This window comes from Aerococcus agrisoli (assembly GCF_003797145.1).
Taxonomy (GTDB): Bacteria; Bacillota; Bacilli; order Lactobacillales; family Aerococcaceae; genus Aerococcus; species Aerococcus agrisoli.
Genome location: NZ_RKMG01000024.1, coordinates 1 through 13380, shown reverse-complemented (window position 1 = coordinate 13380; position 13380 = coordinate 1). Strand labels below are relative to the sequence as shown.

Annotated in this window: 12 protein-coding genes; 11 read left to right on the top strand and 1 reads right to left on the bottom strand. The window is 39.6% G+C overall.

Annotated elements, in window-relative coordinates; translation table 11 throughout:
* Window positions 1-226: 226 nt before the first annotated feature.
* On the bottom strand, window positions 227-1747 hold the full coding sequence (locus EF384_RS07260; RefSeq protein ID WP_123780717.1) for a pyruvate kinase: 1521 nt from the start codon (window positions 1745-1747) through the stop codon (window positions 227-229).
* Between the two features lie 151 nt (window positions 1748-1898).
* On the opposite strand from EF384_RS07260, the gene EF384_RS07255 reads away from it, so the two are divergent.
* The 11 genes from EF384_RS07255 to EF384_RS07205 all read left to right on the top strand — a co-directional run bounded on the left by EF384_RS07255 (window position 1899) and on the right by EF384_RS07205 (window position 13328).
* Window positions 1899-2210: a nucleoside triphosphate pyrophosphohydrolase family protein gene (locus tag EF384_RS07255; RefSeq protein ID WP_123780715.1), complete on the top strand. Its 312-nt coding sequence runs from the start codon at window positions 1899-1901 to the stop codon at window positions 2208-2210.
* 1009 nt (window positions 2211-3219) lie between these two features.
* The gene (locus EF384_RS07250) at window positions 3220-3675 is read left to right on the top strand and encodes an HIT family protein (RefSeq protein ID WP_123780713.1); all 456 of its coding nucleotides are present in this window, start codon (window positions 3220-3222) and stop codon (window positions 3673-3675) included.
* Between the two features lie 163 nt (window positions 3676-3838).
* On the top strand, window positions 3839-4195 hold the full coding sequence (gene rplS / locus EF384_RS07245) for a 50S ribosomal protein L19 (RefSeq protein ID WP_123780711.1): 357 nt from the start codon (window positions 3839-3841) through the stop codon (window positions 4193-4195).
* Between the two features lie 361 nt (window positions 4196-4556).
* A complete protein-coding gene (locus tag EF384_RS07240; RefSeq protein ID WP_123780709.1) occupies window positions 4557-5471 on the top strand; it encodes an ROK family protein in 915 nt (304 codons plus the stop codon).
* A 239-nt stretch (window positions 5472-5710) separates the two neighbouring features.
* The gene (locus tag EF384_RS07235) at window positions 5711-6112 is read left to right on the top strand and encodes a MerR family transcriptional regulator (protein WP_123780706.1); all 402 of its coding nucleotides are present in this window, start codon (window positions 5711-5713) and stop codon (window positions 6110-6112) included.
* Between the two features lie 217 nt (window positions 6113-6329).
* The gene (locus EF384_RS07230) at window positions 6330-7331 is read left to right on the top strand and encodes a Gfo/Idh/MocA family protein (RefSeq protein ID WP_123780704.1); all 1002 of its coding nucleotides are present in this window, start codon (window positions 6330-6332) and stop codon (window positions 7329-7331) included.
* A gap of 108 nt (window positions 7332-7439) precedes the next feature.
* Window positions 7440-8447 (top strand): alpha/beta hydrolase, encoded by a 1008-nt coding sequence (locus EF384_RS07225; protein ID WP_123780702.1) that lies wholly within the window; start codon window positions 7440-7442, stop codon window positions 8445-8447.
* Between the two features lie 62 nt (window positions 8448-8509).
* Entirely contained in the window at window positions 8510-8983 is a 474-nt protein-coding gene (locus EF384_RS07220; protein WP_123780700.1) for a hypothetical protein, read from the top strand.
* Between the two features lie 343 nt (window positions 8984-9326).
* The gene (locus EF384_RS07215) at window positions 9327-9776 is read left to right on the top strand and encodes a MarR family winged helix-turn-helix transcriptional regulator (RefSeq protein WP_123780698.1); all 450 of its coding nucleotides are present in this window, start codon (window positions 9327-9329) and stop codon (window positions 9774-9776) included.
* Window positions 9777-9799: 23 nt separating this feature from the next.
* On the top strand, window positions 9800-11572 hold the full coding sequence (locus EF384_RS07210; protein WP_123780696.1) for an ABC transporter ATP-binding protein: 1773 nt from the start codon (window positions 9800-9802) through the stop codon (window positions 11570-11572).
* The gene (locus tag EF384_RS07205) at window positions 11565-13328 is read left to right on the top strand and encodes an ABC transporter ATP-binding protein (RefSeq protein WP_199729733.1); all 1764 of its coding nucleotides are present in this window, start codon (window positions 11565-11567) and stop codon (window positions 13326-13328) included. Before EF384_RS07210 ends, EF384_RS07205 begins: the two co-directional genes overlap by 8 nt.
* Window positions 13329-13380: the final 52 nt, after the last annotated feature.

Genomic DNA, 13380 nt, shown 5'->3' with positions numbered 1-13380 from the left:
AGGACTATTGAGGGAAATAGTACCGCTTCTAGTGAGGAACGATTCTATTGCAAGGAATAGTATCACTAGATGGAAAAATGCGATTTTATCAAGAAAAATAGTATCGTATTATGGGATATTTAATATGGGATACATACGTTTTTGTGGCATAACAGCGTAAAAAGTACAGTAGTAATCATAAAGAAGGGTGTGACGCAATCGTCACACCCTTTATTCATTATAGGATCTATTCATTTGAAAAGTTTGCGATGGTCAGTTGCTTCATCAACGGTGTTTTCTTGAATTGGTGTTCATCTATGTCTTCTAGGATTTGTCGTAGTAGGTGGATGCCTTCAAGAATATGGTCGCCTTTGTTGAGCATGATACATTCTGCGCGCGAACCCATCGTCACGTCTGAAATCTCAGCGCGTGATGGCACGCCTGATTGAACGAGTGACTCCAATACTTGTGTGGCCCAGATTACTGGAATTTGCGCCGCTTCACAGAACCATAGAATTTCTTCCTGGATTACAGAAAGTCTGAGATATCCGACTTCAACGGCCAGGTCACCACGCGCAATCATAATTGCTGTTGGACGGTAACGATTGGCTTCAATAATAATGTTGATGAGGTTTTCAAATCCGGATACAGTTTCCAATTTAATGGTCGCTAATTTGCCAGCTTGGTCAGGACTCGCAGCTTCTTTGTCTGCCATAACTCGGTTAATTTCCTTGACGTCATTAACATTATGCACAAATGAAAAGCCGATTACATCCGCAGCCGCCATAGAAAAATTGAGGTCCTCAATGTCCTTATCTGTAAGGACAGGGATGTTCAGTTGACGGTCTGGGAAATTGATCCCTTTGGTGGCTTTCACCTTTTTCCCATTCACAGCCATTTGCGTAATCTGAATCTTCACACCTTCAGGATAGCGCTTGGCAACCTTACCCAAAATTTTACCGTCGTCCAGTGACACCGCTTCGCCCACTTGTAAGTCTTGAATAACATCTGGAATAGGGCATGACAAGACGATTTCGGCACCATAAAAATCTTTAAGAACTGTTTCACTAGTTAAAAAGAAGGTATCTCCTTCAAAAAGTTTTGGGTTTTGTAGGCTAGTGTACATGGCCTGGATACGGACTTTCGGCCCAGCAATATCTGTGAAGATTTTGACATCTTGCTGATATTTGGCGCTGGCAGCCTTGATATTCTCCACCATCTTGCCCCAGACAGTGGCATCATCATGGGCACAGTTAATGCGGGCAATATTCATGCCATCTTGGACCATGTTTTCCACCAATTCAGGGTCCGTCGATGCTTCATGAGGCATGGTCACCATAATGCGCGAGTAGCGGTTCGCAGGACTTGGTCCAAAGAAGGTAGATGTCAGCTGATCGAGGGTGGACCCTTGTCCTTGTAGTGATTTTGTTAGGAATTCGGGCGCTACCAACTTGTCTGTGATGTCCGCACTTTTCCCCAATTGATACAAGACTAAGTCTAGGGTTTGCAGGACTTCGCCTTCTAAGCGGCCAAGTGAGGATAGGCCAACGTTTCCAAGCTGGATTTGGAGGTCACGGATGTCGCGACGGCGCAAGGAGACGTAATAGGCGAAGTTTAGGGCGGCGGGTTTGAAATCAGCGCGCAGGGTGTCGGGTTGCCAAGATGCATATATCGCTTGGCCTTCTTGGTAGACGTCATCTCGCAGTTGGGCGACTTCTTCATATAGTTTTAGATAGATTTCATTAAGCTCGGGCTGTTCGTTTGTCATACTGTCTAACCACCTTTTTGAATTTTAGAAAACGTTTTCTATATCTATTTTCATTATATAGACAATATGATTCTTTGACAAATTCTTATCGTTCTTGGAATGTTTATGCTCATGATAAACTGATGTGTATGGAAAATTAGAGGAGGACAAAATGGATATTAAAGAAGTAAGCGAAAAGTCGATGGAAATTAGAAAACTATATCACGCCTTAGAGGAGAAACATCACGGCTCTAAGTGGTCAGTAGAAGAGGATGCCTTGGCTTTCTTGACTGATGCAGGGTTAGTCGGACGTTTAACAATGGATCACGAGGGTAGATGGCCAAGTAGTGATGCAGAAAAGTTGCCTGCAAAAATTGGTGAAACAGTTTGGTGGCTAGCGGTGCTTGCAGATCGTATGGATTTAGATTTTGAAGCGTGTGTGGCTGAATTTTTAAATGGTCACTTGGATGCAATGAAGAAATAATGTTTTATGGTGAAGAGGTTGGGACAACAGTTCTTGCCTCTTTTTTTATTCAAAATTTCTCCTTGGATGGCTCATTTGTTCAGGATAATACGTGAATAAATCGGTGAATTTTTCTCTTATTTCGCTATATAGATGAAAAATATTTTGAACAATTAACGAATATAAGCAAATAGATGAAAATGCTTAAAATGATTCATTTATAGGATCAAATAAATGAATGAATTAACGTAAAATTCACTTATATGATCAAATAAGTGAAACGCAACCTTTTTAAAACTATGTCCCAACCACTTTTGCGGGTTGAAGGGTGTTTGTCGCACTCTGATAAAACCTGCTCCAAGAGGCAACCCACTGCCCACTTCAGATTAGCTTGCGATGACTAGCGTCATCACTGGCACTAATCTTCCACTGGTTGCGGGTTGAACGCCTCATGTCGCACTCTGATAAAACCTGCTCCAAGAGGCAACCCACTGCCCACTTCAGATTAGCTTGCGATGACTAGCGTCATCACTGGCACTAATCTTCCACTGGTTGCGGGTTGAACGCCTCATGTCGCACTCTGATAAAACCTGCTCCAAGAGGCAACCCACTGCCCACTTCAGATTAGCTTGCGATGACTAGCGTCATCACTGGCACTAATCTTCCACTGGTTGCGGGTTGAACGCCTCATGTCGCACTCTGATAAAACCTGCTCCAAGAGGCAACCCACTGCCCACTTCAGATTAGCTTGCGATGACTAGCGTCATCACTGGCACTAATCTTCCACTGGTTGCGGGTTGAACGCCTCATGTCGCACTCTGATAAAACCTGCTCCAAGAGGCAACCCACTGCCCACTTCAGATTAGCTTGCGATGACTAGCGTCATCACTGGCACTAATCTTCCACTGGTTGCGGGTTGAACGCCTCATGTCGCACTCTGAAATATTAGCATTTTTTGTCATTAAGCGCTTCCAAAAAATGTGAATTGTGTTACAATTAACGTATTCAAAAAGAGGAGGATTTTCATATTATGGTAGATCATTATTTGGACCCTGACTGTGGGTATTGCCAAGCACAAGCACATCCGGAAGAAAAACATGTAGGTGATTTTGGTTATTTAGTTGGGGAATTACCTAACTCTGTCGTCGTTATTTTCAATGAACAGTCACATCCTGGACGTGTGATTGTTGCCAACAAAAAACATGTCAGTGAGATGGTGGATTTAACAGATGAAGAACGAAATGCCTATTTTGCGGAAGTGAATCAAGTTGCGAAAGCATTGCATAAATTGTTCAACCCTGACAAAATCAACTATGGTGCATATGGCGATGGTGGGTCACATTTACATTTTCATTTAGTACCAAAATATGAAGGTCAAGCTGAGTGGGGCAAACCATTTGCTATGAATCCGGGCGTGACACATTTAGCTGGGGATGAAGCCTATGAAAAAATGGCTGCAGACTTGCGTGCTGAACTGGGCATCTAAATTATGTAAGGCCGCATTTTTTTTTACAAAAACTATGGATTTATTGTTTACAAAATTGATTCTGTGTGCTACAATTATTCAGGTGTTCTTTGAACGCTTAACTTTATGATATTCCGCTGTGACTACATAGTCATATGAGTGTTGTTGGAAGGAGAGAATCTTAATGAGTAATTTAATTGATCAAATCACTGCTGAACAACTACGTACTGATATCCCAGACTTCCGTCCTGGTGACACTGTCCGCGTACATGCGAAAGTTGTCGAAGGTGAGCGTGAACGTATCCAGTTATTCGATGGTGTTGTAATCCAACGTCGTGGTGCTGGTATCAGCGAAACTTATACTGTTCGTAAAATCTCAAATGGTGTTGGTGTTGAACGTACTTTCCCAGTACACACTCCACGTGTAGCCAAAATTGAAGTATTACGTCAAGGTAAAGTTCGTCGTGCGAAATTGTTCTACCTACGTGACTTACACGGTAAAGCAGCTCGTATCCCAGAACGTCGTCGTAAACAAAAATAATCGCTACTACAGTAGCTATACAAAGAATCCTGATCATGGGCTTTTCCATGGTTGGGATTTTTTTGTCGTAGGGTGATATAATTTAAGAAAATGATCTGTTTGAACTGCACTTTTTTAAAAGATTAAGCTTTGAATAAAACTGTCTATATAGTCGTTAAGGAGGCTGGTATTAAGTGTTTATCATCAGTTTAATATTGGCAATTCTATATATTTACATTGTCATGAATTTGTAGTTTTGAAAAAATTAGCCAAAATCTTGCAGACTAAAAATTATTCAACCAAATATATGACTTTTTATCTAAAAAACAGTTAGAATGAAACTCAGTTTTAAATAAAAATGTGATTAGAATAGAGGGAACATATGAATTATTTGACGATTGATGTTGGTGGAACGTTTATTAAGTACGGTATTATTGATCATTCTGGTAATTTGCTTCGTGCTGATAAGGTACCGACGCCGCAAAATTTGGATGATTTTCTGGTACAAATATATGATTTAATCGAGCCGGTAAAATCTGAAATCAAAGGTATTGGTGTGAGTTTGCCTGGTAAGGTGGATTCGGATGAAGGTGTTGTGTATTTTGGTGGATCCTTACAATTTTTGCATGAATTGCCGTTGAAAGCCAAAATTGAAGAGCGTTTTGGCATTACTTGTGAGCTTGTCAATGATGGAAAAGCAGCTGCTTTAGCTGAACTTTGGCAAGGGAATTTGAAGGGTGTAACTAATGGCGTGGCGCTGATTTTGGGTACGGGTGTTGGTGGCGGTTTAATTCTTGATGGTAAATTATATCAAGGCAGCCATTTCCAAGCCGGTGAGTTGAGTTTCATCATTTCTAATCGTACTTTGCGTGGTAACCAAGATATGACGGGCTTTTCGCATTCAGCAGTTGAGTTTGTGAAGGCTGGCAGTCGTATTCTCGGATTAGCAGATGAAAATGATGGGGTGCGTGTTTTTGCAGCAATCAATGAAGGCACTAACAAAGCATTAATGACCTTGTTCGATGAGTATTGTGAAAAACTGGCTAATTTAATTATTAATTTGCAGGCAGTTATTGATATTTCAACGGTAGTTATTGGTGGTGGCATTAGCCAACAAAATATTTTAATTGAAAATATTATTAAACAATATTATAATGTCCGGGAACGATTAGGTGTGTTTGGTGAGATGCTAGCTGAAATTGATATTTTACCTTGTGAATTTCGTAGTGAAGCCAACTTACGTGGTGCCTTGTATCAACTGTTATTGAACATCGATGGCGACCAATCTAAAGATTAAATGAATATAAATGCAGTTTCTTGATGTGATCTCACACTGGAAACTGCATTTTTTTGGTCCGATAAAACCTATTTTTACAACAATAATTATCAATTTTATTGTATTTTTCATTACTTATGAGTTGAAAAATGCGTATTTTTGTGTGTTTTACTTTGATTTTATGGGCTAAAAAGGTATGATTGAAAAAACTTAGAGTAGTGTCCAACTTTTGGGTACTACTGTGATTTAAGGAGGTCAAAATGAATATTAAAAAAGTGAGTGAATTAACTGGTGTTTCTGCAGATACGATTCGTTATTATGAACGGGTTGGACTGATTCATCCAATTCAAAGAACAGAAACTGGTATTCGAAATTTTGACGAGGAAGATATTCGATGGATTAATTATGCACGCCATATGCGTCACGCAGGCCTATCGATTGAATCTATGACTAACTATGTAAGCTTATTCCGTGAGGGTGAGCATACGATTCCACAGCGTAAAGAATTGATTCGCCAACAAATGGATGAATTAACAGAAAAAATTGACGCGTTAATGAATACAAGAGATCGTTTGGCTTATAAATTAGCCAACTATGAAGAACACTTGCAACCGATTGAAACGTCACTACGTGAAGGGGAACAAGTTTCGCAAGAATCTTAGGAATTTGTGATATAAAATTGCTATCAAGGGTAAGCAGTTTTAATGGAAATATTGATATAATGGTTTTTTTGGTTGCCAGTGTCAATATTTTTCCAAAAGTTGTAGTTAATGAAATAGTAATTGTATTTTTAGCAGTATATAATTGGCTACATCAATGAAAACAGCGACAGATCTTACTATGAAGCTAGTCTTTGAATGTCTTATGGAGGAGAATTTTATGAAATTAGGAATTGCCGGAACCGGAAAGGTTGTTGCTGAATTTTTACCTTTAGTGGCCGAATTAGAGCATATTGAGGTCACAGCAATCAACTCTACACCTAGAAGTGCACATATTGCAAAGGAACTTCAAGCATCTTATGGAATTGAGGAAGTCTATTCAAACTATATTCAATTCCTTGAAGAAGCAGATATTGATACAGTATATGTTGCGGTGATCAATAATTTACATTATGATTTCGTGAAAGATGCCCTCCAACATGGCAAACACGTCATTTGTGAAAAACCTTTTACCATGTCTCATAAAGAATTACTCGATCTGGAACAATTAGCTTTAGACTATGATTTAGTCTTGGCCGAAGCAATTCCCAACCAATTCCTAGCAAACTATGAAAAAATAATTGAATTATTACCACAATTAGGGGAAATAAAATTAATTGAGTGTAGCTTCTGTAAGTATTCGTCACGTTATGATGCGTTGCTTGCGGGCAATGTCCTACCAGCCTTTGATGCAAAATCGGGTGGTGGTGCCTTGATGGATTTAAATATCTACAATATTCACTTTGTGTTGGGGCTAATGGGATGCCCTAATGAAGTTAACTACTTCCCTAATCTAGAAAAGGGTATAGATACTTCAGGCGTACTCGTTTTAGGATATGAAAATGCTAAGGCAGTTTGTACGGCATCGAAAGCTAGTAACAAACCCAATCGTTCGATTATTCAAGGAACAAAGGGAACAATCGTGGTGAACGGGTCTACAGGGCGTATTGAATTCTTCGATTTCATGTTGAACGACGGAACGACTGCACACTATGCATTGAACGTGCATCCGCATAAGCTATACGCTGAATTTTCAACGATTGCCTCTTGGATTGACGAGGATGACACGACCTATGCTGAGGAACATTTGGCACATAGTTTGACTGTCATGGACGTAGTGGATCGTGCGATTCAAAGTGCAGGGTTAGCGACGGGTCCTTTCTCTGAACAAAAAATCTTTTAAATAGTCTTTGCTATAGAGGGAAATCCATTTTGATATGGGTTTCCTTTTTTCTTTTACGTGGAACATGTTATCATGAATTGAAGAATGACTCGTAAAGGAGCGATAGTAGTGAGAACTTGGGATAAGATGGCTGGTGGCGTACTTTTAGGCGTTGTGGCTAGTCAGTTAGTGCGGGCGCGTAAGGCAAATATTTCCTATCAAGCCCAAATGGTGGAAGATACCTTGAGTGTCATGAGTGCCGTGTTACCCGGCCAGAAATCAAATTACGACCGACTGTATCGTATAGCCTATCAAGCAAACGTTGTTCCGTCTGAATTAACCTGGGGCAAACGAAATTTAGGCTTTGATTACTTAGATGATTTCACGGATACTTTTTTCGTGGAAAAAAATGACACACATGAATCCAATTCACGCAAAGAACGCATTATTTTCTATTTAACAGGTGGGGGCTACTGGCTTCGACCAAGCATTTTTCATTTCCATATGGCCAGCAAACTAGCCAACCTCATCTCAGGCAAAGTCGTCATGCCCATGTTTCCCAAAGGCCCGACACATCATATCGTTGACGCCCACAAAATGATATTATCGCGTTACTTATATTTGATTCGGGAAAAAGGTGTTGACCCCAGCCAGATTACGATTGTGGGGGATTCGACGGGTGGGGCTTTAGCAGTCGCCTTCATGCAACAACTGCGGAATTATCAATTGCCATTGCCGCAGTCGGCGATTTTGATTGCGCCTATTCTTGATGGGACCTTGCAAAATGTACTAGTAGAGTTTGATCAAGTTGAGTACGAGCCCTTTTTACAGCCAAAATTACTGGCGCTTGAAACGGAGACATTTGCGCAACCTTTTGAGCCGATAGATCCACTGATTTCGCCGTGGTTTGGGTCTTTCAAAGGGTTACCGCCAGTTCAAGTGATTATTGGGACCCGGGATATGACGATGTCGTATGCGGCTTTGTTGAAGGAGCGGGCGGAGGCTGAGTCGCTACCAATTGACTTTAATATTTACCCACACATGGCCCACATCTTCCCGATTTATCCAATTCCAGAGGCGGATTTAGCTTTGGCGGATATGGTAAAATTTATTGAAAAAGTGGCTGCTGAGGTATAGGTTTCTATTTTTCTTATGATACAATGAGTGTATAGTAAATTTACAGATTACGGAGGAATAACATGCCATCAATTGAACCAATTTTAGAGAATATGTTTAAAGAAAAGAAAGTTCCTGTAAAGAAAAATAAATTCAACGAAGACCAAGTTGTCTTCTCAGGTGCTTACCGTATTGCCCAAGACAAAACCATTCCATTTAACGTGGTTGCGCGTGAATTTAAAGTTGGTTCACCTGTTACTGAATTCCAAATTACTTATCGTAAATTGGTCCAAGTAGAAGATTTCAACAATCAAACGAAAGCTTTGGCTGTTATCAACGAAATCAACTTGAAACGTGCAGGTTACTATACCTTAATTCTAACTGGTGACGGTGAAATTTATATTCGTCTATTGTCTAGAACGACTGAAGATCCTCAATTATTATATGAATTGATGGTATTTGGTTCTGCAACAGCACGTTTAGTTTACCCTGAATTAGAAGAAAAAATTAACGGTAGAAAAGTACAAGTGTTACAAACACCTCCAAAAGCAGAATAATCCAACAATATATGATGTATCATCCACGAGCCCAATGTATCGGTTCGTGGATTTTTTTGTTGCATAGAATCTGGATATAGACGATCTTCTTTGGGATAGCAGTGACTTATCTAAAGTGAATAGGTCAAACATTAGAAATCATTCATCATGTTAGACCGGACAAGTCGAATACATCCAAAAATAGCTAAGCGCCAATCTTCTTTCCCAATCTCATCATTTTCTTTTGAGAACGTATTCATTGAAAAGTCAAACTTTTTCGGTACATATTTATTTGAAATTGAAATAAACCCTGTTATAATAGTTAGCGTGCGAACTATTAATTTTATAAAGAGAAGGTGTCAAAATGCATACAGAGGATCAGCCAATGGAAGTTGGTAGATTGCTAAGAGAACTCATGATATCGATTCACCGATATGTAGGAGAACAACTTAGTGAGCACGATTTGGGAGATATGAAAGGACCGCAATCAATGGCCCTTGGTTATATTATTAAAGCCTCTAAGGAAGATGAAGTCTTTGGCAAAGACCTTGAAAAAATGATGAATATTCGTAAATCATCCTCATCTGAATTAATTGGCCGATTAATTAAAAATGGCTACGTGACGACTGAAAAATCTGAAAAAGATGGTCGCTACAAACGGTTGATTGTCACTGAAGAAGGGTATGCAGCGTTTCAAAAGGTTCATGAGTTATTTGTCCAAGTGGAGGATGCATTAACAGCTGGCCTTTCGGAAGAAGAAGTGGCGCAGTTAAAAGCTACACTTCACCATTTACATAAAAACGTGCAGTTTTAACTGCAAAATAGGAGGTAATGATATTGCTGAAAATATTAGCAAAGATGAATACAAAAGAAAAACTGTTAGCAATTTTGAGTTTAGCACTCATTTTTCTACAAGTTTTTCTAGAATTAGAGATTCCGGATTATATGTCGGAAATCACAAAATTATTACAAATGCCGGACACTGAGACGGCAGATATTTTAGAGTCAGGTCTAAAAATGGTGGGCTTATCACTAGCTTCGTTTGCCACATCAATTGTTGTTGGGTATTTTGCCACTAAAATTGCAGCAGGCTTAACTGCCCGTGTTCGTGGCGAAATTTTCCATAAGGTGATGGATTATTCTGCACACGAAATTAATCAATTCTCTGTGCCAAGTTTAGTGACACGTACAACTAATGACTTAACGCAAATTCAAATGTTGATTGCGATGGGTCTACAAGTTATCTTGCGGGGTCCAATCATGTCTATCTGGGCCATCACAAAAATTTCTAGCCAAAAATGGGAATGGACATTAACAACTGCAGTCGCTGTAGGCATTCTATTGTTGATGATTGCCATTGTTATGTTCTATGCGGTACCTCGTTTCCAAAAAATTCAAACAATGATCGATGATATCAATGGTATCACGCGTGAAAACCTAACTGGTTTACGTGTTATCCGTGCATACAATGCCGAAGATTATCAAAACCACCAATTTGCGGAAGCCAATGATAATCTAACCAATACGAATATCTTTGTAGGGCGTGTTATGGGGATTATGCAACCAGGGATGAGCCTTGTATCTAACGGCTTGACGCTAGCAGTTTACTGGACTGGGGCTTACTTGATTGCTGACGCAGCGCAAGGTATGGCGCAAGTAAACTTATTCTCACAAATGATTGTTTTTACATCATATGCGATGCAAGTTATTATTGGTTTCTTATTAATGGTGATGATTTTCATGATCTTACCGCGTGCACTCGTATCTGCAAGACGTATCAATGAAGTATTGGACATGGATCCAAGCATCAATTTTGTAGATGAGTCTGTTCAACCAGATGAAAAAGGCACAATTGAATTTAAAGATGTGACCTTTAAATATGGTGATGATGCCAAACCAGCCTTGAAAGATATTTCATTCAAATTGAATAAAGGGGAAACCTTAGCCATTATTGGGGCAACAGGTTCTGGTAAATCAACATTAATTCAAATGATTCCGCGTTTATATGACGTATCTGAAGGTCAAGTTTTAGTAGATGGTAAAAATGTCAAAGACTTCGACCATGCTAGCTTGAATAACATTGTTGGGTATATCCCACAAAAACCAGTCTTATTCTCTGGTACCATTCGTTCAAATATGAATCTTGGGGAAAGTAACCAACATCAAGATGCTGATCTTTCTGATGATGCAATCTGGAAAGCCTTAGAAATTGCGCAAGCTAAAGACTTCGTTGAAGGCGAACCTGATCAATTAGAGACAAAAGTTGCCCAAGGTGGTAGCAACTTCTCTGGTGGTCAAAAACAACGTCTTGGTATTGCACGTGTAATCGCGCGTCAACCAGAAGTGTTAATTTTTGACGACTCATTCTCTGCGTTGGACTATCAAACAGATAAGAAATTGCGTGGTATTCTAGCAGAACAAATGGCTGATACAACGAAAATTATCGTGGCACAACGTATCTCTACAATCATGGATGCTGATCAAATCATCGTGCTTGAACGTGGTGAAATCGTGGGTCATGGTACACATAAAGAATTATTAGCTAACAATGAAGTATATAAAGAAATTGCTTATTCACAATTATCAGAGGAGGAATTAGCAAATGACTAAGAATAAAGATGCAAATAAACCTTCTATGATGCAAAGTATCCTAAAATATGGGCGTGAATATCGCTGGGCAATTATTATTGCAACAGTTTTGGCCATGCTTGGCTCTATGGCTTCAATTATTGGACCAGACCGCTTAGGTGAAATGACGGATATTATTACAGCCGGATTAACTTCGCCAGAAGGTATTGATTTATCGGAAGTTTCAAAAATTGCCATTTCCTTGGCAATCATATATGGTATCGGTGCAATCTTCACCTATATCCAATCTTATTTAATGGTTACTGCAGTGCAAAACTTCTCTAAAAAATTGCGCCGTTTAGTATCAGATAAGATTGACCGTTTGGCGTTACAATATTTTGATACCCATAGTCATGGTGATACGTTAAGTCGTGTAACCAATGACTTGGATACAGTGAGTCAATCATTGAATCAAACCCTATCATCATTTATCCCTTCAGTAACGCTATTGATTGGGACATTAGTGATGATGTTCTACAATAATGTTACCTTGAGTTTCGTTGCACTCGCATCAGTAGCGATTGGTTTCATCGGTATTGTATTAATCTTGAAGAGTTCACAAGGTTATTTCGTTTCACAACAACGTAACTTGGCCAATGTTAACGCTATTGCTGAAGAAGCATATTCAGGTCAAAGTGTCTTAACGACGATTAATGCTTCGCATCAAGTGAATGCGCAATTTAATGAAGCTAACGATGCCTTATATGACAGCGTTTGGCATGCACAATTCTTCTCAGGAATTATGCAACCATTGATGACCTTCATTGGTAACTTTGGTTACGTGGCTGTATCCATCGTGGGATCAATTATGGCATTAAATGGTGACATTTCTTTCGGTGTCGTTGTTTCATTCATGATTTATGTACGTATTTTTACCCAACCATTAGGCCAATTATCTCAAGCCTTCGCTTCATTCCAATCAGCAGGTGCAGCCTTAACGCGTGTATTTGAATTCTTGGATGAAGACGAAATGGCGGATGATAGCGACTTAGCACAATCTATTTCAAATGTTCACGGTGACGTAACATTTGATCATGTTAACTTCGGTTATGAACCAGGTCAAACGATTATCAACGATTTCTCTCTTGAAGCCAAATCTGGTCAAAAGATTGCCATCGTTGGTCCTACAGGTGCTGGTAAAACAACGATCGTTAACTTGTTGATGAAATTCTATCCAATCGACAAGGGTGAAATTTACATCGATGGTCACCCAATTAGCAAATTATCTCGTTCAGCTGTCCATGATCAATTCTCAATGGTATTGCAAGATACATGGTTATTCGAAGGTACTATTCGCGAAAACTTAATCTTCAACCAAGACCATATTACAGATGAAATGATGGAATCGGCAGCCAAAGCGGTTGGTATTGACCACTTTATCAATACCTTGCCTAAGGGGTATGATACTTACTTAGATGATTCTGTAACCCTATCTGTTGGGCAAAAACAATTGTTCACGATTGCGCGTGCCTTGTTGAAAGATGCACCGTTATTGATTCTTGATGAAGCAACTTCATCAGTCGATACCAGAACGGAAGTCTTGCTACAAGATGCCATGGATAAATTGATGGAAGGTCGTACGTCATTCGTCATCGCCCACCGTTTATCTACAATCCGTAATGCCGACATCATCCTAGTAATGGATCATGGTGACATTATTGAACAAGGAAACCACGATGCTTTGATGGCAGAAAATGGTTTCTATGCAAACTTATACAACAGCCAATTCTCAAAATAAACTTATTGGTAAAAGAAAAATCCTGGGACCCTTGTAGAGGCCCCCAAAAGTT

What these genes read in the sequence shown, in the direction of transcription:
- EF384_RS07255 (WP_123780715.1), top strand. Translation starts at nt 1,899, where the DNA reads ATGGATATTAAAGAAGTAAGCGAAAAGTCGATGGAAATTAGAAAACTA.
- EF384_RS07250 (WP_123780713.1), top strand. Translation starts at nt 3,220, where the DNA reads ATGGTAGATCATTATTTGGACCCTGACTGTGGGTATTGCCAAGCACAA.
- EF384_RS07215 (WP_123780698.1), top strand. Translation starts at nt 9,327, where the DNA reads ATGCATACAGAGGATCAGCCAATGGAAGTTGGTAGATTGCTAAGAGAA.
- EF384_RS07240 (WP_123780709.1), top strand. Translation starts at nt 4,557, where the DNA reads ATGAATTATTTGACGATTGATGTTGGTGGAACGTTTATTAAGTACGGT.
- EF384_RS07220 (WP_123780700.1), top strand. Translation starts at nt 8,510, where the DNA reads ATGCCATCAATTGAACCAATTTTAGAGAATATGTTTAAAGAAAAGAAA.
- EF384_RS07260 (WP_123780717.1), bottom strand. Translation starts at nt 1,747, where the DNA reads ATGACAAACGAACAGCCCGAGCTTAATGAAATCTATCTAAAACTATAT.
- EF384_RS07230 (WP_123780704.1), top strand. Translation starts at nt 6,330, where the DNA reads ATGAAATTAGGAATTGCCGGAACCGGAAAGGTTGTTGCTGAATTTTTA.
- EF384_RS07235 (WP_123780706.1), top strand. Translation starts at nt 5,711, where the DNA reads ATGAATATTAAAAAAGTGAGTGAATTAACTGGTGTTTCTGCAGATACG.
- EF384_RS07205 (WP_199729733.1), top strand. Translation starts at nt 11,565, where the DNA reads ATGACTAAGAATAAAGATGCAAATAAACCTTCTATGATGCAAAGTATC.
- rplS (WP_123780711.1), top strand. Translation starts at nt 3,839, where the DNA reads ATGAGTAATTTAATTGATCAAATCACTGCTGAACAACTACGTACTGAT.